Source organism: Alteromonas genovensis (assembly GCF_010500895.1).
GTDB lineage: Bacteria > Pseudomonadota > Gammaproteobacteria > Enterobacterales > Alteromonadaceae > Alteromonas > Alteromonas genovensis.
Window position 1 is genome coordinate 200088 of the sequence record NZ_JAAAWO010000004.1, and the last position, 19595, is coordinate 219682.

The window sequence follows — 19595 nt, forward strand, 5'->3', positions numbered from 1 at the left end:
CACAGTATTATGTTCGATCAAAACGTGACTTCACCTTTTACTACTACCGTAACTACGCCTTCACAAACGCAGGCTCAAAAGCCTTTGCGCGACTCTGTTAAGCAAGCGGTTAACAAGTACCTAAAGCAACTAGACAACGCAAACATCGATAACTTGTACGAGATGGTACTGGCTGAAGTGGAAGCACCACTTCTAGAAGAAGTTATGACCTACACGCGCGGCAACCAAACCCGCGCAGCGATTATGATGGGCATCAACCGCGGCACACTTCGCAAAAAGTTAAAGCAATACGGCATGAACTAAAATTCTAAGGGCGCTGCCCAGCAAAGAGCACCAATCGGTGCTCTTTTTGTTTCAACACTACAACTTTGAAGCTACTACATTTATGCAAACACCAAAACCAATCAAACGTGCTCTTTTAAGTGTCTCTGACAAAACAGGTATCGTCGATTTCGCGACAGCGCTGCACAATGCGGGCGTTGAGCTTTTATCAACAGGCGGAACTGCGAAACTTATCGCTGATGCAGGCCTTCCCGTAACGGAAGTGTCTGATCACACAGGTCACCCTGAAATTATGGCTGGCCGTGTTAAAACCCTTCACCCTAAAGTACATGGCGGCATATTAGCCCGTCGTGGTATTGATGAAGCGGTTATGCAAGAAAACAATATTGCGCCTATCGATTTGGTCGTCGTAAACTTATATCCGTTTGCGGCTACTGTTGCCAACGATGATTGCACATTAGAAGACGCTATCGAAAATATCGATATCGGTGGCCCGACAATGGTGCGTGCGGCAGCGAAAAACCACAAAGACGTGACTATTGTGGTCAATGCAGCAGATTACGACAGTGTACTAGCAGAAATGAACGCCAACAGCGGCTCGTTGAATTACAAAACCCGTTTTGACCTAGCCATTAAAGCATTTGAACACACTGCTGAGTACGATGGCATGATTGCCAACTACTTTGGTGCACGTCTAGATAGCACAGAATGTGAAGAAGACTGCGACCACCAGCACAGTGAGTTCCCTCGTACTTACAACGTTCAAATGAGCAAAAAACAAGACCTGCGCTATGGTGAAAACAGTCATCAAAATGCCGCCTTTTACGTTGAAAATACAATTCAAGAAGCCTCTGTTGCCACCGCTGAACAGCTTCAGGGTAAAGAGCTATCGTTTAACAACATTGCCGATACCGATTCAGCTCTAGAGTGCGTTAAAGAATTCGACGAGCCAGCATGCGTTATTGTTAAACACGCCAATCCTTGTGGTGTTGCCATTGGTGACGATATTTTAAGCGCCTACGACCGTGCGTTTAAAACCGACCCTACCTCTGCATTTGGCGGCATTATCGCTTTTAACCGCGAGCTCGATGCTAAAACAGCGCAAGCTATTGTAGATCGTCAGTTCGTTGAAGTGATTATTGCGCCAACAGTGAGCGACGAAGCGAAAGAAGTAGTCAGTGCGAAGAAGAATGTACGCCTTCTAGCATGTGGCGAGTGGGCTGGCCAGTTAACCGAAGGTTACGACTTTAAACGCGTTAATGGCGGCCTGCTAGTTCAAGAACGCGACTTCGGCATGGTCGATAAAGAAGACTTAGAGGTTGTGACTAAAATCAAACCATCTGAAGAGCAGCTTCGCGACCTTATGTTCTGCTGGAAAGTAGCCAAATACGTGAAATCTAATGCCATTGTGTATTGCAAAGATGGTATGACTATTGGTGTGGGCGCAGGACAAATGAGTCGCGTATACTCTGCAAAAATTGCAGGTATCAAAGCCTCAGATGAAAACCTTGAAGTAGCTGGTTCGGTTATGGCCTCTGACGCATTCTTCCCATTTAGAGATGGTATTGATGCAGCAGCAGAAGCCGGTATTAAAGCGGTAATTCAACCTGGGGGCTCAATGCGCGACCAAGAAGTGATTGATGCCGCTGACGAACACGGTATTGCTATGGTGTTCACGGGTATGCGCCACTTCCGCCACTAAACCTTTTGAAAAGGTTGGCGTTTATTAAACCTTTCGCGTTTATTGAACGATTGGCGCCTACTAAAAGGCGTGTGCTTTTTGCGCATGAATAGATATAGACCCCAGCGGGGCTCCACTGCAGCATGCTTGTTGTAGTGGAGTCACACTGTAACGTGCTCCCCGCTAATCTATTTATCCGTAAATAAGCACATGGGTTAACTACTTTGTTTTACACCTTGTTTATCACTCGGTTTATTACATTGTTTGTACCCCGTATATACAGCAGAAACGCGTATTAACGGCATGTACCAATGGTAGAGCGTGAATGCGATAGAGTTGCGAATTATTCTGTTGGGTGTCGGATGCGTGTCACACTTAGCTGATAGTCTTGATCTGACTTGTGGTACCTTGTAGTAATAGTGTTAACACAAATACTGTTGTTACAAAGAATAGTGTTAAAAAGAGCACCATGTCCTAGGGCGTATTGACCTAGAGTGCTTTGACAAAAATACCCTCGACAGAAAAGGAAATAATAATGAAAAAGTTAGCTCAAATAGTATTAGCAGCCAGCCTCGGCTTCTCTGCAAATTACGCCACAGCCGATGCTATATCGGATGCCGCAATGAGTGATATCCGCACGGCAAAAGCGAAAGTGCGCGATGAATATCGCAACCCTCAACAAACCCTTCGATTTTTTGGACTAACGTCAGACATGACGGTAGTTGAAGTATCGCCTGGCGGCGGTTGGTATGCCGACATCATCAGCTCTGTTGTGAAGGGCGACGGCCAGTATGTAGCAGCGCATTACTATGTCGATGAGTCGACGAACGACTACTACAAAAAAGCACTAGACGGCTTTAAAGAACAAACTAAGCCGGGCATGAAATATGAAGGCGCGCTGATCACTGCTTTCCACCCAACCAAAGCCCTAGATATTGCCCAAGCAGGCAGCGCTGATATGGTGCTAACGTTCCGCAATGTACATAACTGGTATATGCGTAGCGAAGATGAAGGTGTTGATAATGCCTTTGGTGCCTTTTTCAAAGCGCTTAAGCCTGGTGGCGTATTAGGTGTGGTAGAACACCAACTGCCAGAAAGTGCCGATAATGAAGCCATGAAAAACAGTGGTTACATGAAGCGTAGCTATGTGGTTGCCGCGGCTGAGAAAGCCGGCTTCACACTAGAAGCAAGTAGCGACGTTAATGCAAACCCAATGGATACGGCCGATCATCCAAAAGGTGTGTGGACATTACCTCCTCGCTTAGCACTTGAAGATCAAGATCGTGTAAAATACCTTGCCATCGGTGAGAGTAATCGCATGACGCTTAAATTTAAAAAGCCTAATTAATAAAACCTAAAGTTAAAACGGAATAGTGAATGAACGTACTTGTAATTGGCGGCGGTGGTCGCGAACATGCGCTCGCTTTTAAAGCAGCCCAGTCTTCTGAAGTTTCAACAGTTTTTGTCGCGCCTGGTAATGCAGGCACAGCAACAGAGCCTAAGCTAGAAAATGTACCTATCGATGTTAATGACATCGCAGGCCTCGTTTCTTTTGCAAAAGGTAACGATGTTGAACTTACCATTGTTGGTCCAGAAGCGCCGCTAGTTGCAGGTGTTGTCGATACATTCACTAACGAAGGACTGATGATTTTCGGTCCTACAAAGGCGGCCGCGCAACTTGAAGGGTCTAAGGCATTTACTAAAGACTTTTTAGCGCGCCATCACATTCCCACAGCCGAATATCAGAACTTTACTGAAATAGAGCCTGCCATCGACTATGTTCGCGAAAAAGGCGCACCCATTGTTGTTAAGGCCGACGGCCTAGCGGCAGGTAAAGGCGTGATTGTTGCAATGACCTTGGAAGAGGCAGAAGCCGCTATTCGCGATATGTTAGCGGGCAATGCGTTTGGCGACGCTGGCAGCAGAGTGGTCATTGAAGAATTTTTAGATGGCGAAGAAGCGTCGTTTATTGTCATGGTAGATGGCAAAAACGTTTTGCCGTTTGCTACAAGCCAAGACCACAAGCGAGCGGCTGATGGCGACAAAGGGCCAAATACAGGCGGAATGGGTGCATACTCTCCAGCGCCGGTAGTTACCCAAGCTATTCACGACCGCGTTATGAAAGAAGTGATCATGCCTACGGTAAACGGCATGGCTGCGGAAGGTAACGACTATGTGGGTTTCCTTTATGCTGGACTTATGATCATGGCTGACGGTACGCCTAAGGTTATCGAGTACAACTGTCGCTTTGGCGATCCAGAAACTCAGCCTATTATGCTTCGTTTGCAGTCTGACCTTGTTCCTCTGTGTATTGCAGCCTGTAAGGGCGAACTTGACGGACAAACCATCGACTTCGACTCTCGAGCATCAGTAGGTGTTGTGCTGGCAGCTGGCGGTTATCCTGGCAGCTATGACAAGGGCGATGAAATAACCGGTTTTGAAGAAGCAGGGCAATTAGAAGGCAAGGTGTTCCATGCTGGTACTACGCTTAGTGACGGCAAGGTCGTTACCGCTGGCGGACGTGTACTGTGTGCCACAGCGCTTGGAAATAGCGTAACTGAAGCACAACAAAAGGCCTACGAGCTACTCAATACTATACAATTTAAAGACGTTTACTACCGCACCGATATTGCTCACCGAGCCATAGCAAGAGAAGCGAAAGCTTAACTAAGCCTTTGAATTCAATGAGGCCGCCAAATAGGGTTGTGCCTTGAAAGTAAGTCAACAAAGCGAATTAGTAAAAGCTAATTCGCTTTTTCTTTATCTGCTTTAATCATCTGGTTTCTTGCTGCAATATACCAGTCCGCATAGATAACTGCCCACTCAGAACTTGCTAGGCCTTCCCGAAGGCCGAGTTTAAAATGTCCGTACTCTTTATTGTGTCACCTTGATGTAGAACCACTTCATCTGCGGTAACACGCCGCGATTACGAACATTTTAAGGCTCGCTGAGAGGGTAATTATCTATGCGAACTGGTATTAAATTGCTACATTGATTGTGTGGCACTCACTAAGTTAACTAATAATGACATTGCAACAAGCCTGCTATCACATACTTGCGCCCGCTTCTGATGCCACTCATTTTAAAAAGGCTAGCCGCCTTTTCGATTTCTTTTTAGTTGTCATTATTACTGTCAATATTGCTGCGATGATGATCGAAACACTTCCCAACATATCTCAGGCTTGGCTAGCAAAACTGCACACTATTGAAATTGTTTCGGTTATTTTGTTCAGCGCAGAGTACGTACTGCGCGTTTATAGCAGTGCTGCAAACCCTAATTTGAGTGACAAAACCACTCACCACATTGGCTCTGCAAAAAGCTGGTCGGCTTGGCAAAAGCGCTGGCACTATATAAAAAGCCCAATGGCGATTATCGACCTGATGGCGATACTGCCGTTTTTCCTGAGTATGTTCTTGGTGTTAGATTTGCGTATTTTACGTATTTTCAGAGTACTACGAATATTAAAAATAGGGCGCTACTCTCGCTCTATCCAAACCCTCGTCGATGTGGTGCGCAGCGAGGCCCATTCTCTTTTCGCCGCACTGAGTGTACTAATGCTGTTTACGGTGATTGCCGCTACCTGTATTTACTACATCGAACACACTGCCCAGCCCGAGGTGTTTAGCAGCATTCCTGCCTCGCTGTGGTGGGCCTTAGTGACACTAACCACTGTGGGCTATGGAGATGCGGTACCCATCACGTCACTCGGTAAACTCTTTGGCGGCTTTATTACCATAATGGGAATTTGCTTTTATGCATTACCGGCGGGCATTTTATCTTCAAGCTATACAGGAAAAATGCAGCTTAAACGAGACCGATTTAAAGATACCGTTCGCACCGCGCTAGATGATGGTGTGCTCAGTGAGCATGACGCTCATCATATTGAACGGGTCCGCGGTTTACTTGATTTAGACGAAGAAGAAGCCCACCTTATCATTCGCTTACTGCAGCACCATCACAACGGTAAGTCGAAAGACGAATGAAAGGCGTTGATCTATTAAACGATTGGGCTATTAATTGATTGGTCTGTTAATTGACTGGCCCATTGATTAGACAGCTATAGATGGCTTTAGGCGTATCTTTAGACGAATTGGCTCACATCTGATTTGACACTTTCATTTATTGATTTAGGTACCACCTGAAAGGCTGCTCAAGACAAGGAGCGGAGATTCAGGGCTCACTGCGGAGAAATTCGTCGCCAGCAGCAGATTAACGTTCAAACCCACTATACTAGGCGTCGTGATATTATTGTCGAGAACATTATAATTATGTTCGGCCACATATATGACGTTGCCTTCTAAACTAGTACAACATTTTATGCTATTGAAAAGCTGATTATAGATTTTTCATTACCGTGTCTGCCCATAACGTGCCGTCTTGTTGGCAACGACCATAAAGACAAATATCTTGGTTTGATAAGCGCTCGAACGTTTGGCTATCAAATCGCTCAATACCAATCACATTAGTAAGCAAGGAACCTAGCGCATTGTCATGTGTTAGTAACGCTTGCTTTAAATGGGCTTCTAGCTTCAAACTGCTGACTAATGTTTCCATATCTACTTTGAAAATGGCATCTACACCTGATAGCAACCCCACTAGAAAACATTCTAAGGGGTGAAGCGAAACCTCCTCATCCTGATTATTAAACGCAATAAGTTCGAGGGTTTTTGCCCGCGCTAACAATGACCGGAATAATTCAGTTGGGCTAGTAGAAGCAGACATTAGCGACATACAAATCGCCCACTGCTTAACAACATCCAGTCCTAAGATAACGACGGCTTCCCGCACGCTCTTTACGTCTCGAACCAGTTGATAAAGTGGGCAGTTAATTAACAGCAAAATTTTAGTGGTCAGCACAGGATCTAATGAAATGATTTCTGCGACCTTATCAACCTCTATGTCGCTTTTACTGAATTCAGACACTAACTGCAGACTACTGTTTTGCTTTTCACTTATTTCTTTACCACCCAAAATAGTGGGGTTTTCAAGGAAGTTGCCTTGAAATAAGTCGAACCCTAACGCTTTACAATTTTCGTAAACCGTTTGGCTTTCTACTTTTTCTGCCAGTATTAGGCACTTCGACTTCTTTAAAATTGGAAGGCTTTTACTAAGCTGAGAGTGGATCACGTTAAGCACATCAACTTTTATTATTTTAAGGTATTTAAAAAAAGAAGCTTTAGATGGGTCTAATGCGTATTCGCTTAGCGCAAAATCAAAGCCTTTGTGTCGCAATTGCTGAATACGTTGCAGGTTTGATTCCGTAGGCTCTACCGAAGCCGATATCTCCAAAATGATGTTTAGTTTTACCGCATAAATATCATCAGTTTCACTCAAGAAGGTTTGATCGATATTGATAAAAATAGGTACCCCTAGATGCCGCTCACTTCCAGCGATACTCTCACAAACACTGGCTAAACGCTTTGTAGTCATAAACTTTTTTGATGGGCACACCTTTACGCTTGAGAGGGCATCATCCGACTCTTCAACTAAGCATAAGAACTCACAAGCATAGATTTCGTGGTTTTCGTTAAATACAAGCTGCCTTGCAGTTAACACATCCTTCACCATAGGCTACTCCATTAGATTATTAGGCAGCGGCTGAAAATCAGCCACTAAGCAAAATGCATTGGGAAGTAATAATTGCCTTTATCTAGGCCACGCCGATCTTCGCAATTATCGCTATTGTCATCTACATTAAAATTGTCGCGGTTTTAACTGGCTTTACTACAAAGCGACAAAAAACTATTTAGAAAAACCTTATATAATAACTATTTAAGGAAGGCATTTATCAAAACTGTTTGGCGCTTCTTCAATAATAGAACACATTTTTCATGACTATAAAAGATATTGAAATTAATAGAGACCTGAAAAAAACCCAAAGTCTCATAAATCTGTTTTATCACCCCGTGCTTGTGGTCAATAACGACTTGGACATTCTGGCTTCGAATAATAAGTTAAATGAAAGTGAGGCACTGTCTTCCAATTTGCCAATTATTATAGATGCCATAGTACCTTTGCTAAACGGCGAACAAGAACTGGCTTTTTGCGTGATAGAAGGTGAAGAAAAACTGTGCACGGTCATGCCCATGGAACATGGAAGGACTCTAGTTAAAATTGCTCGCTCTAAGCCTTCCGCGCTGGCAAAACGATACTATAACTTGGTTACCGCCATCGATAAGATACCCGATGCAGCAATAATTTGTAGTGACGGAAAGATTGACCTAGTTAATGAACACTTCCAAAACATATTCCCTTTTTGCGGGAATAAAAGTTTAAACGGTGTGCCATTAGATTCCATTCTTAACGATTTTAGTGACTATTTCGCACAAGGGGATAGCCATCTACAGGCTGTTACCTATCGCTTTTTACGACGGAAATTTAATAGTAAACAAGAGATATCTTTGTCGTTCACAGCGCCCGACGGACAATTCTATGAGTATCGCGACAATCTCACTTTCACAGGTGGCCGTGTTGGCCTCATTATCAATGAGTCACAAATAAAGGGGCTAAACGAGCAACTCGAAATCTCTTTTAATGAAGCCACCGCACTTAGCAATGCAAAAAGCAATTTTATGGCAGCAATGAGTCATGAGGTACGCACCCCGTTAAATGGCATTATAGGTCTGCTAGATTTATGCGAGCATCAAGAAGAGTTCAAAGGGAATGAGCTATTAAAAAGAGTGTCTAAAAGTTCTGCATCGTTGTTAAGCCTCATCAATGATGTTTTAGATTTCACTAAGTTTGATGCCAATATGGTTCAGCTCTCACCATCAAACGTTAATTTGAGAGTACTGTGTGAAGAACTAATTGACACCTTCTATGGGCAAGCAAAGCAACAAAATGTGGAGCTTACATTGTTTGTCGACCCCGTCATATCTCGAATTGTTAGTGTAGATGAACATCGCCTCACCCAAGTACTCACAAATCTTATAAGCAATGGCCTGAAGTTTAATCAGAAGCTAAATGCGACACTTCGCCTTGAGGTATTGCAAGATGATTTAACCAACTATATTCACTTTAACGTTATTGATAATGGGATTGGTATAGAGAGCACTAAAATACATACGATTTTTGATCGCTTTACCCAAGCTAATGATGATATTCACAAAACGTTTGGTGGCACCGGGCTTGGGTTAAGTATCTGTCAGAAAATAGTACAGTTGATGGGTGGCGGTATCTATGTGGACAGTGAGCTAGGCAAAGGCTCTACCTTTGTGGTGCAACTACCACTAGAAGCTTGTTCTGCGTCGGAGATTGAGTTAGCCCCAGCCAATTTAGGCAGTTTTACTTTTGAGACTAACAGCGCAGTCTTTTTTAACGATTTGAAGCGTTACGCTGAGCGCTTCCATTTTAACGCCCGCCTTATAGATTCGTTACCAGGCAACGCATTACCAAACCATTTCTATTTATTAGATTCATCTAGTAGCAGTGAAGCTGGGCTGATTAAAACTGAACAGGCATTGCACGATAGCAGGTCTACTATGCCAACAAGCCAAATCGCGTTGCTTGTAGATAACGTTAATATGCATGCCCACACTCACTCAACGTTTAAGCAAATTCATCTCGTTCCGCTTAAGTTAGCCGAACTATTCAGCTTATCAGCACCACAGGCCGCGGCTTCGTCGACACCCCTTGCCAACACGTCGCCTAATAATATTTCTGACCGATTACGTATATTGGTTGTAGAGGACAACCCAGATAATATTTATGTGCTTAAGAAACAATTTAATGCGTTAAACATTAAAGCGAGCTTTTCAATATCTGCGGAAGAAGCCATTATTTTCTTTGAACAACAACCATTCAATGTGGTGATTAGCGATTACCAAATGCCCGTCATTACTGGCGGAGAACTGATAGGTATTTTGCGAGGTTTAGAAGAAAGTGAACAACGACCCAAGGCTACCATGCTAATCCTTACCGCAGATAACTCCAAGCAGTGCCAAGCACACTGTAACGAAGTGGGTGTCGACCGAATTTTAATGAAGCCGCTAACCTTGCATACCTTAGTAGAACTAATTAGCCGTCTTAATAACGAACAGCCTACGCCGAGTTCCTCTATAGAAACAACTCCAGTTGAACCTGAGCCCGAGGTTCACTTCTTTGAAGACGACTTTTTTGATGACAGTAGCGAGGTAAATAGTAAGATTGATCCCACCCGTGTTTTTGATATTTCAGCATTAACCGACATCGTTGGCGATATTAGCCCACAAGAGGAATACGACTATCTATGCGGATTTGAAAAGAACCTGCACAAAGATTTCCCTCACATGTGTGACTTGGTCGATGTAAAAGACTGGCAGGCTCTCTCAAAGCTTGCTCACAAATTGAAAAGTAGCGCCAGAATTGTTGGCGCGTATCATCTAAGTCAAAAATGCGAAGCCGTGGAGCACGCAGGAAGACAAGAGCCAGTAGACCAACTAATTTTGTTGGACTGGGAAGAAATGAAACTCGCTATCGAAGCGCTAATAGCCCATTTAAGAAAGTATTTGGAATACCATGACTCAACCCAGTGAAGCACAAATTGTACTCTACATTACAGAGCCACAAAGTGACGAAATCGTTCTTGAGGTTATTAAGAAGCATTTTGAAGACTATGTTACGTGTGATTCTTTAAGGGATTTATGCAAGTTATTGATAGATACAAAACCTAAAGTGCTATTGTTAACAGGCGACTCATTAGAGAAAAGCTTGTTTATTTATTATCGCACACTCGAAGCACTGAAATCATACCACCTATGCGACCACAAGTTCGTTAGTTTAATACCTCGTCAGTTTGAAAGAGAAGCTTATGAAGCCCATGCTGCGGGGATTATCGATGATTACATGATTGCCCGGCCGGTTTATGAACTACATCGTATTATATTAATTTGCGAACATTTATTAAGCGAACTAGGGGTTCATGTTCAAGATAAAGAGATGCTGGCTCAACAAACCTATTTTAGCAAAATCGACCATTTTGATAACAAATTAAAGCAAGCTTTAAAACAAGGCCTAGACTACAAAAGTCAGTTACAGTCAGAGTTTGAAAGCTCTATTATAGAAATTGAGAACGCATTAGAACGAGCAGTAACACGGGTAGAAATGGAGCAGTCCGTAGACCTTGATATTGCCAAGTTACAAGAGACCCTATCTAAAATAAAGTCAGACCAAATTCGCCCAGAGCTAATTAAACTACAAGAAAGGGCAATTAGCTTATTAGAAAAAACCCTCGATTTAAAAACCGCAGAATTAACGTCAGGTACTAACGCAGAAGAAGCAACGACAGGTGCGAGTACTGAAACAAATTCCGAAGAAAAAGACAAAGGCTATGTCTTTAATCGACTATACAACCAAGATATCGACCCTGAAAAAGTACTTAAAGAAAAGAACAGTTTGCCATCTATCCTTGTGGTTGAGGATGACATTATTAGTCTTCAATTAACTAAGCGATTGATTGATAAATATAAGATGCAATGTGATGCCGTTACTACAGGCAGGCAAGCCTTCGCTTCTTTAACCGCCAAAAAGTACGACCTTGTGCTGATGGATGTGAATTTACCAGACACTAACGGCATATACATTGTAGGCCAAGCGGCCTCACAGCAAAGCCTTAATGCCGATACGCCTATTATCATGCTATCAGGAGATAAGCATAAATCTACGGTGACCAAAGCGATGCAAAAAGGGGCTAAGGGTTACATTATTAAGCCCCTGCAAAAAAGCTCGTTTGATAGGTTAATTGAAAAATATATCCCTAAGGCTTAAAAAACACTTAGGTAGTTATCCACCGTTTTTTAATAAAAAGAGGCTGTATAGGGGAACCCTGAAGGCAGCCACGTTACATTACAGTAGGTCTGGCTCTGTTACTTATTTGCTGCCTTAATTTTATTCTTCGCTACTGCGAATTCGAAAAACGTTCTTATATCAAGATCGTAAATACACGGCCAGTGTTGTTTTATTGCTAAGACGAAATAAATCTGCGAGCAAATTAAACTGAAGTGGGTCATTAAGAAACGACTGTGTCAGAAGTCGGCTTTCGGTAATGTTATCGTCTAATGGCTTGAAGGTGCCGTCATGAAGGGTACAAAGGAGATTGTCGGGTCTAATAAAACTCTTTTGAAACCTTTGACAAATCAAGTAGACGCTTATTCAGATCTCTCTGTTAACACCAAGCGACTTTAGAGCAGCGCTAAAATTGTTGTACTGGCTCCACCACCAACCACAAGACCACAGATAAAAATAAATAAGTACGCTTTTACTGGGTTTTGTCGTGCTGGCTCTACTTCTGCTATTTCCGGCACTTTAAATAAAACTTGACGCTTTACATCAAAGGCTACACATAAGGCCATGATGGTCTCCAGCGATGCATTCCCTTTGTTTTCCACTCGCTGAATGGTGCGTAAATTCACGTCACATAACTCTGCAAGCTGCGCTTGGGTCCACGCTCGCTCTATGCGCATCTCTTTTACAATATCGCCTCTCACTTCCATTTGTTATTTCACCCTGCAAATAGCATAACTGCAAAATAACCAAACACCGCCCCCAAAGCGGCAATACCGGCAATGACCGCGATGTTTTTAAATAACGAATTGTTGCGAGAAAGCATAGAGGTAGACTCTCGCTTTACAGTGCGTGCACCTTTTTTAAGGCGCACCTCTGTACGGTAAGTGAAGGGGTTCTCCACTTCCACCTCGAGAGTATAATCTTGGTTATTTAGTCTAAGCGCATGTCGACCTGTAAATCGAAACAGGTTGCGATGTTCTGATACAGGGTGATCGTCCACATACACAACCTCTTTCCCCGACCATAAACTGCAGTGTACCGCTATATCGTGGCCTTCGTGTTGCAAGTGACACCAGAGCCCCTGCCTCATTGTTATTTGCGTCATAATGTTATCCGGAGAAGCTCATAAAGCCTAAATAACCACAAAGAAAGCCCACAATTAACCCTACAAATAAAAGCTTATCCATACTGAAAAAGGATTTAAGTAAATTTCCTTTTTCCAATTGCGATAACGTCTCGCTGGCCACTTCTTTACCATCACAAAAAAGCGTGACGTTTAATTCACCCCGTAAAACATGAGTCATGTGTGTTTTCACGAGATACTCATGGCCATTTTGAGTAAATGCATGTTCACTTTTTGTGCTGCTTAAATTTCTAAACGACGATACCACTTCGTTATTGAAAGACACTTTTTCCTTACCACTAAACACCGAGCCCCACATAGAGATATCATTACCTTCGTGGTCGAAATAAAACCAATACCCATTGTTTAGCGATACTTGACTCATATGTTCTCTTCTAGATACTTGCGATTGTTTTATAACTTCATTTGATTGCATGATTGTTCTCCTTTGCTTCAATGCCAGCGTATTTCATCGGAAATAGCGAGTAAGTGAAACGGCACTAATGCGACAGGACAGTAAATCATCTGTTTTTGTCATACGACACCCCTGTGTCGTATAGGTAAACCATTAAAATATATAAAGAAAGTAAAAAGTCATGCGTCAAGCAATTCAGCGTCGCCACGAAGTTTTTGGAACAGCCAACCAATGCCTACAAGGCTCAGTCCCAGCCCAATGAAGGACAGCGCTCGGTATAAACCTTCAAGGTTTGCCATATCAACAACAAATGCTTTTAAAATAACTAACGCGAGTAAACCAAAACCCAGTTTTACCGCAAGCTGGTGTTGCTTAAATTGGCCAATAAATATGGTTGCAGTAGCGATTACTAACCAGCACACAGAATACGTATAAAGCTCAGGCTGAGTGAAGCCATTCTCCAATAATAGGTTTGCATTGTGAAAGGCACCGCGAATGATGCTGTTAATGTATAAAAAGGCGAATCCACCTGCAATTACACCTAAATTGATGCGGACTTTTTTGCTTAAAATAGTATTCAGCGCATCGGGGGTGCCCAAAATCATACGCTGTAATGCACTAGACAGCACGCTTGTGGCGAGTAATGCGGGTAATAGCCATTGCAATAGCAACCAGTTAAACACGGTTCTCTCACCAGTAGGTTGGGAGTGAATAAAGGGATTATTGGCAACACTAATATCCATATGAGTAATACCTACCCCAATTAACAGCACCAATGCAGCAACGCGATACAACACTGTCATAGACTGAGCAATAAACGCTCTATAACAGTAGGCCGAAGCGAGTGCACACCAACCTAGGGCCACCAGCACTCGCTCTTGATAATCACCTGCCAGTAAATCAGGATAACTTCCGGTGAGGTAATAGCTTGGTTCCGTTGTAATAAAAAGGGCTGCTACGTGAATGAGTGCACCTTCTAACCACACTTTTAACGTTGTGGATGGGTTGTATTTTTTGGCAATAATTAACGCTGCAAAAATAAGAGGATAAATAATGGCGGTCCAGTGAATCCCCCAAATGCTTTCGTTAGCATAATCTGCCAACCACGGTGCGGCCGTAATTCGCAATAATACGGCAGTTAGCAATACTTTGTATAACCAATCAGGTAGTGTCACTTTATAGCGAGCACTTAATACGCTGATACTTGCTACCTGCAAGGCCAAGGCGAACGATAAAACGGCCGCCTCTAACAGCATGGTAAGACATAAAGTGAGGCACGCATTAGCCAGCACGGCATAAGTGAGCTGACCTAAACCACGAGACTTTAAGGCCACTGTTGTACTGACTATTGCTAATAGCGCTAATTCGAATGCCCAAACACGATACAAAGCCTCCTGCGCCGATGCAGTACTTACTACATAGCTCACACCATATAAAGCAATTGGAAACACGACGATATAAAACCAAAATGCCGGACGACCTGTTCTATGAGCCATAAACGCCACGTAGGATGTAAAGGCAACCACGGCAATCTGCACGTATAGATAATACCCTGAAAATAGCGTTGCCAAGTCTTGCAAATTAAGCGCATTTGGAGAAAGACCACCTGCGTTACCAGAGTTGGCGTAAGCGAAAGGCATGATATCTTTTAACAGCAGTATATGAATGATTGAGGCAACAACCAGTAGACATGGCCAACTGTCGAAGGTGCTGTGTCGGTAAGACGGCAATAACAATAAGGCGCCTAATACTGCACTGCTAACCCAAACATGCATATCACTGCCGTGGGCCATCAAATAGACGTGTAGTAACGTAAAAGGCAGCAGTATGCCAAATAATTCACGAGAGGGAGTAAGCATCGCCTTAACTGACTTAATATCGCTGCACTGCTCTTGCAGTGACCAGCCCAGCGTATGGGTAAAAGAAAACAAATATACTGAAAAAGTAGTAAAGCCAAGCCACACCCAAATATCGAGAGGACCGGAATGATTCAAAGCGACAAACGCCCACACAAAGTGCCCAATGATACTTAGCCGCCAGGGCCATAGTTGCCCGACCTTTTGAGACACCCACACCCCAGAAAGTGACACCAAAGACACAAAAACAAGCAAGGTGGTAATGCTGTTAGAGTCTGACTGAATTAACGCTGGAATGGCATAAGCGCCTGCAATGCCAATCAATGCCAGTAGCGGACCGTAGCGAAGCGCCAAGGATATAGCGCCAAATGCCACCGCAGCCAACAACAAAAATGCAAATAGTGGCGGAAAAAACTGATAAAAGTCGTAGGCCACTAGAATGATGGCATAACAGGTTATTACCCCGCCACTAGCCAATGCCGCGCAAATGGTAGGTGAGTAAATGCTGAATTTTTCTCGATGGCGTGCAAGATACTCGGCCAACCCAACAAGACAAAGACCAAAAGCAGCTCCGAATACAATGCGGACCTTGGCAGATACCAGCCCTGCTTCAATAGAATAAACCGCTAAAAAGACACCGCCAACAGCAAGAACTGCCGCACCTAGCCACAGTAATGCGTTGCTTTTTATGGATGTCATTAAACTGGAGTCGCTGGAAAAGAAGCGTTTAAAAAACGAAGGTGTACTTGCGTTTTCTTTCGCTTCTGATTGGTGAAATACACTCTCTACAGGTTCCGATGCAGCACTGAATGCGCTGGAAGAAGTGCTTGGAATATCTGATGAGTCAGTCTCATTTGAATCGAGAAGGCTTAAATCTACGTAGCTTGGATCTTCTGAACCTGAATTTGCGGAGCTTAAGTCTAACGAGCTTTCACCTGAGGAGCCTGCACCTAAAGAGCTTACATCTACAGAGCCCTCGCCTACAGAGTTTGGGGTATCTGTGTCATTTTTTTCAGATAAGGAGCCTCGTTGTGACATATGCTTTTTAAGCAATCGAACTTCTTTCACTAATGCCGTTATTTGGCTTTGCTGGGCAAATGATAAAATAGCTCCAGCGCAAATAACGATGGCGAAAAGAACACCGAATAAAAACAACATAACCAAGGTCCCTGTAGTAATGTGTCGTAAATCGACAGTGTGCTAAGTTGCGTTAAGCGCGTTAAAATGTCAACTTGCTATCCTGCAGTACCCTTGATTCTTCATCCACATCAGCTTATAACTAGTCACTGTCATTCCCAACAAGAAGTCCTATGTCTGTCAAACACCCTATTATTGCTATAACAGGTTCATCAGGTGCGGGTACAACCACAACCACGAACGCCATACGTCACATTTTTAGAAACCTAAATGTGAATGCGGCCGTGGTGGGTGGTGACAGCTTTCACCGCTTTACACGACCTGAAATGGAAGTAGAAATTCGCAAGGCACAGGAGCAAGGTCGGCACATTAGCTACTTTGGCCCAAAGGCCAACGATTTCGAACTCCTTGAGTCTATTTTTAGAGAATATGGCAGTTCGGGCACCGGACAATTCAGACAATACCTGCATACCTTTGATGAAGCAGTTCCATTTAATCAAATGCCCGGCACCTTTACGCCTTGGCAAGACTTACCGAAAAATACCGATTTGCTGTTTTACGAAGGGTTGCACGGCGGTGTGAAAACCGAAGGAAACGATGTAGCAAAGCACGTGGATTTACTTGTAGGCATGGTGCCTATTGTAAATTTAGAGTGGATCCAAAAAATCGTACGCGATACCACAGACAGAGGCCATTCACGAGAAGCGGTAATGAGCAGCATTGTTCGCGGGCTAGACGATTACTTTCATTACATTACCCCTCAATTTTCTCGTACCCATGTTAATTTTCAGCGAGTCCCTACAGTAGATACATCAAACCCATTTAGCGCCCGAGAAATACCCACTCAAGACGAAAGTTTTGTAGTAGTGCGGTTTCGCCGTGAAATGAAGACAGTAGATTACCCCTATCTTCTCAAGATGATTGATGGCGCGTTTATGTCCCGTATCAACACTCTGGTGGTGCCTGGCGGAAAAATGGGATTAGCCATGGAGCTTATTTTATCCCCGCTGCTTGAAGATATTTTGAATAAGAAACGCCGCGCAGGGCATCAAATGGATTGGTTAAATTCAGACGAAGAGTAAAAAGCGCCGTCTATATCTGTTTCCTATAACAATATATTAACAACAACTAGTCGCAATGCTCGCTCATTTGCGCCATGGTGATGCTATAAGAATCTATTAAGGATATCACCATGACCTCGTCTACACCTTCATCTGCACAGTCATCTGCACCAGAAGCAAATTCACCCGTTACTTCAACCCAAATATGGTTAAACCAAAACAACCTCAACGAGACAAAAGTGGTGGATGTTCAGCTTGATAGCGAGCACCTCAGCGAGGGCGAACTCATTCTAGAAACTGACAGTTTTGGCTTTTCGGCGAATAACATCACCTATGCTGCGCTGGGTTTTAAAATGGGCTATTGGGGATTTTTTCCCGCTGAAGAAGGTTATGGCATCGTTCCGGTGTGGGGTTTTGCCACAGTAAAAGTGTCTCGCCACCCTGATATTCAAGAGGGTGAAAAGGTATTTGGCTATTTGCCAATGGCAAGTCACTGGGTAATTAAAGCAGGCAAAGTAGCACCTCATGGCTTCTCTGATGTTCATGAAAACCGCAAAAGTATTAGCCCGGTTTACGACCAGTACCTTCGCTGCAGCGCCGACCCTGGTTACGATGCTAATCGTGAAGCGTGGCAGCTTAACTTTCGCCCTCTTTATATGACCTCTTTTGTATTAGACGATTACGTGGCAGAGCTTTCGAAGGGCGAGTCGTTACTACTTTCAAGTGCATCAAGTAAAACAGCACTGGGTACCGCGCAGCTTTTAAAAGACCAAAAAGCGCAAAGAGGTGCAAGCTACAAAGTGATTGGGCTTACCTCACCGGCAAATGTAGACATGGTGAAAGCCACCGGCTGTTATGACGATGTTATAAGCTACAGCGAGCTAGATAAGCTGGATAAAAGTGATACCTTCTGGTTACTCGATTTTGCTGCCAACGGTACCTTGATCAACAATATTACTCAGGCCATTGGCGATAAGTTGAGTAAGGTATCCCTTATTGGCGCCACCGACTGGGAAGCCCAAGAAAAGCCAAATCCAAAACTGCTAGATGCAGAGATATTTTTCGCGCCCTCGCGGGTAAAACTGCGCCAAAAAGAGTGGGGACACGACGTTTTTTTGAAAAAATATGCTAAAGCATGGCAAGGCTTTGCCAGCAAAGTGGACAACACCTTTTTTGAGCAGAGCCATAAAGGAACGAAAGACATTGTTGCGCTTTACAAAGAAACCCTTAGCGGCAACGCCGACACTAAAGCCTTGAATGTAGTCTCATTTAAATAACGCTCACTGTTTGAACAGTTTCTTTTTTTTGGCAGCAATCCGTCATTTGCTGCCTTTTTACTATCTTATTTAACGTCTTATTTGTAGCCTCACTTGCTAAGGCATACCGAGCGAATTTTGCACAACAACGATTAACACGCTCTCGTAGACACTATTTGTAACAAACCGCCCTCTCATTTTACACTTTCTTGCTTTTGTATTTCTCGCCATGTGGTTATAGTGAATAATACGTATTTTCAAGGGTATGGTTATGGGTCAGGAAACCTCAAAAATTCTCGTTGTCGATGATGACATGCGCCTTCGCAGTCTGCTTGAGCGCTATTTATTAGAGCAAGGCTATCAGGTTCGAAGCGCGGCTAATGCTGAGCAGATGGACAGATTACTAGAGCGGGAAAACTTTCACCTTATGGTGCTAGATTTGATGTTACCTGGAGAGGACGGACTTTCTATTTGTCGTCGCTTACGCCAAACCGGAAATGACATGCCCATTATTATGTTAACTGCGAAAGGTGACGAGGTAGACCGCATTATAGGCCTTGAAATGGGTGCTGATGACTACCTACCAAAACCGTTTAACCCCAGAGAATTACTCGCACGAGCCAAAGCAGTTTTACGCCGGCGCAGCAGCGAAGCACCGGGCGCACCTTCAAAAGACGTTCAAATTATCGAATTTGGTAACTATACGCTTAATTTAGCCACACGAGAAATGACAGCAGGTGATACGCCGCTAACCCTTACCAGTGGGGAATTTGCTGTTTTAAAATCGTTAGTGACTCACCCAAGAGAGCCGCTGTCTCGTGACAAGCTTATGAACCTAGCCCGCGGTCGTGATTACAGTGCTTTAGAGCGCAGTATTGATGTGCAGGTATCTCGTTTGCGCAGAATGTTAGAAGAAGATCCAGCTAACCCGAGATATATTCAAACCGTGTGGGGGCTTGGCTATGTCTTTGTACCTGATGGCGAACAAGTATAAGCCATGACGCCCCAGCAGCAATCCGCG

The 19595-nt window shown here is 43.7% G+C and carries 15 protein-coding genes; 10 read left to right on the plus strand and 5 right to left on the minus strand.

Annotated features, from left to right (window positions below; genetic code table 11):
- The first annotated feature begins 9 nt into the window (after positions 1 to 9).
- The 5 genes from fis to GTQ48_RS07520 all read left to right on the plus strand — a co-directional run bounded on the left by fis (position 10) and on the right by GTQ48_RS07520 (position 5947).
- On the plus strand, positions 10 to 303 hold the full coding sequence (fis, locus tag GTQ48_RS07500) for a DNA-binding transcriptional regulator Fis (RefSeq protein ID WP_012520109.1): 294 nt from the start codon (positions 10 to 12) through the stop codon (positions 301 to 303).
- 82 nt (positions 304 to 385) lie between these two features.
- A complete protein-coding gene (gene purH, locus GTQ48_RS07505) occupies positions 386 to 1984 on the plus strand; it encodes a bifunctional phosphoribosylaminoimidazolecarboxamide formyltransferase/IMP cyclohydrolase (protein ID WP_163105990.1) in 1599 nt (532 codons plus the stop codon).
- Between the two features lie 514 nt (positions 1985 to 2498).
- A complete protein-coding gene (locus GTQ48_RS07510) occupies positions 2499 to 3311 on the plus strand; it encodes a class I SAM-dependent methyltransferase (protein ID WP_163105991.1) in 813 nt (270 codons plus the stop codon).
- Positions 3312 to 3340: 29 nt separating this feature from the next.
- Complete coding sequence (gene purD, locus GTQ48_RS07515; protein WP_163105992.1) at positions 3341 to 4630, plus strand: phosphoribosylamine--glycine ligase; 1290 nt, start codon at positions 3341 to 3343, stop codon at positions 4628 to 4630.
- A gap of 357 nt (positions 4631 to 4987) precedes the next feature.
- On the plus strand, positions 4988 to 5947 hold the full coding sequence (locus GTQ48_RS07520; protein WP_163105993.1) for an ion transporter: 960 nt from the start codon (positions 4988 to 4990) through the stop codon (positions 5945 to 5947).
- A gap of 352 nt (positions 5948 to 6299) precedes the next feature.
- Here GTQ48_RS07520 and GTQ48_RS07525 read toward each other — a convergent pair whose 3' ends face one another.
- The gene (locus GTQ48_RS07525) at positions 6300 to 7532 is read right to left on the minus strand and encodes an EAL and HDOD domain-containing protein (protein ID WP_163105994.1); all 1233 of its coding nucleotides are present in this window, start codon (positions 7530 to 7532) and stop codon (positions 6300 to 6302) included.
- Between the two features lie 263 nt (positions 7533 to 7795).
- Here GTQ48_RS07525 and GTQ48_RS07530 point away from each other — a divergent pair, with 263 nt between their 5' ends.
- Both GTQ48_RS07530 and GTQ48_RS07535 read left to right on the plus strand, forming a co-directional pair.
- Positions 7796 to 10477, plus strand: coding sequence for an ATP-binding protein (locus GTQ48_RS07530; protein WP_163105996.1), 2682 nt, complete (start codon positions 7796 to 7798; stop codon positions 10475 to 10477).
- Positions 10461 to 11708 carry a response regulator gene (locus GTQ48_RS07535; RefSeq protein WP_163105998.1) on the plus strand — a complete coding sequence of 416 codons (1248 nt, stop codon included), beginning with the start codon at positions 10461 to 10463 and terminating at the stop codon, positions 11706 to 11708. The genes GTQ48_RS07530 and GTQ48_RS07535 overlap by 17 nt, the downstream gene beginning before the upstream one ends.
- A 413-nt stretch (positions 11709 to 12121) precedes the next feature.
- On the opposite strand, the gene GTQ48_RS07540 is transcribed toward GTQ48_RS07535, so the two are convergent.
- The 4 genes from GTQ48_RS07540 to GTQ48_RS07555 form a co-directional block, all read right to left on the minus strand.
- Positions 12122 to 12433 (minus strand): helix-turn-helix transcriptional regulator, encoded by a 312-nt coding sequence (locus tag GTQ48_RS07540; RefSeq protein ID WP_163106000.1) that lies wholly within the window; start codon positions 12431 to 12433, stop codon positions 12122 to 12124.
- An 8-nt stretch (positions 12434 to 12441) separates the two neighbouring features.
- On the minus strand, positions 12442 to 12831 hold the full coding sequence (locus tag GTQ48_RS07545; protein WP_163106002.1) for an immunoglobulin domain-containing protein: 390 nt from the start codon (positions 12829 to 12831) through the stop codon (positions 12442 to 12444).
- Positions 12832 to 12835: 4 nt separating this feature from the next.
- Positions 12836 to 13285: a hypothetical protein gene (locus GTQ48_RS07550; RefSeq protein WP_163106004.1), complete on the minus strand. Its 450-nt coding sequence runs from the start codon at positions 13283 to 13285 to the stop codon at positions 12836 to 12838.
- A 158-nt stretch (positions 13286 to 13443) separates the two neighbouring features.
- Positions 13444 to 16278: a DUF2339 domain-containing protein gene (locus tag GTQ48_RS07555; protein WP_163106006.1), complete on the minus strand. Its 2835-nt coding sequence runs from the start codon at positions 16276 to 16278 to the stop codon at positions 13444 to 13446.
- 152 nt (positions 16279 to 16430) lie between these two features.
- Between GTQ48_RS07555 and GTQ48_RS07560 the strand changes: the two genes are divergently transcribed.
- The 3 genes from GTQ48_RS07560 to ompR all read left to right on the plus strand — a co-directional run bounded on the left by GTQ48_RS07560 (position 16431) and on the right by ompR (position 19568).
- A complete protein-coding gene (locus tag GTQ48_RS07560; RefSeq protein WP_163106007.1) occupies positions 16431 to 17339 on the plus strand; it encodes a phosphoribulokinase in 909 nt (302 codons plus the stop codon).
- Between the two features lie 110 nt (positions 17340 to 17449).
- Positions 17450 to 18595: a DUF2855 family protein gene (locus tag GTQ48_RS07565; RefSeq protein WP_163106009.1), complete on the plus strand. Its 1146-nt coding sequence runs from the start codon at positions 17450 to 17452 to the stop codon at positions 18593 to 18595.
- 250 nt (positions 18596 to 18845) lie between these two features.
- Entirely contained in the window at positions 18846 to 19568 is a 723-nt protein-coding gene (gene ompR / locus GTQ48_RS07570; RefSeq protein WP_163106011.1) for an osmolarity response regulator transcription factor OmpR, read from the plus strand.
- Positions 19569 to 19595: the final 27 nt, after the last annotated feature.

Coding starts and splice junctions, on each gene's coding strand:
- fis (WP_012520109.1), top strand. CDS start 10: ATGTTCGATCAAAACGTGACTTCACCTTTTACTACTACCGTAACTACG.
- purH (WP_163105990.1), top strand. CDS start 386: ATGCAAACACCAAAACCAATCAAACGTGCTCTTTTAAGTGTCTCTGAC.
- GTQ48_RS07510 (WP_163105991.1), top strand. CDS start 2,499: ATGAAAAAGTTAGCTCAAATAGTATTAGCAGCCAGCCTCGGCTTCTCT.
- purD (WP_163105992.1), top strand. CDS start 3,341: ATGAACGTACTTGTAATTGGCGGCGGTGGTCGCGAACATGCGCTCGCT.
- GTQ48_RS07520 (WP_163105993.1), top strand. CDS start 4,988: ATGACATTGCAACAAGCCTGCTATCACATACTTGCGCCCGCTTCTGAT.
- GTQ48_RS07525 (WP_163105994.1), bottom strand. CDS start 7,532: ATGGTGAAGGATGTGTTAACTGCAAGGCAGCTTGTATTTAACGAAAAC.
- GTQ48_RS07530 (WP_163105996.1), top strand. CDS start 7,796: ATGACTATAAAAGATATTGAAATTAATAGAGACCTGAAAAAAACCCAA.
- GTQ48_RS07535 (WP_163105998.1), top strand. CDS start 10,461: ATGACTCAACCCAGTGAAGCACAAATTGTACTCTACATTACAGAGCCA.
- GTQ48_RS07540 (WP_163106000.1), bottom strand. CDS start 12,433: ATGGAAGTGAGAGGCGATATTGTAAAAGAGATGCGCATAGAGCGAGCG.
- GTQ48_RS07545 (WP_163106002.1), bottom strand. CDS start 12,831: ATGACGCAAATAACAATGAGGCAGGGGCTCTGGTGTCACTTGCAACAC.
- GTQ48_RS07550 (WP_163106004.1), bottom strand. CDS start 13,285: ATGCAATCAAATGAAGTTATAAAACAATCGCAAGTATCTAGAAGAGAA.
- GTQ48_RS07555 (WP_163106006.1), bottom strand. CDS start 16,278: ATGTTGTTTTTATTCGGTGTTCTTTTCGCCATCGTTATTTGCGCTGGA.
- GTQ48_RS07560 (WP_163106007.1), top strand. CDS start 16,431: ATGTCTGTCAAACACCCTATTATTGCTATAACAGGTTCATCAGGTGCG.
- GTQ48_RS07565 (WP_163106009.1), top strand. CDS start 17,450: ATGACCTCGTCTACACCTTCATCTGCACAGTCATCTGCACCAGAAGCA.
- ompR (WP_163106011.1), top strand. CDS start 18,846: ATGGGTCAGGAAACCTCAAAAATTCTCGTTGTCGATGATGACATGCGC.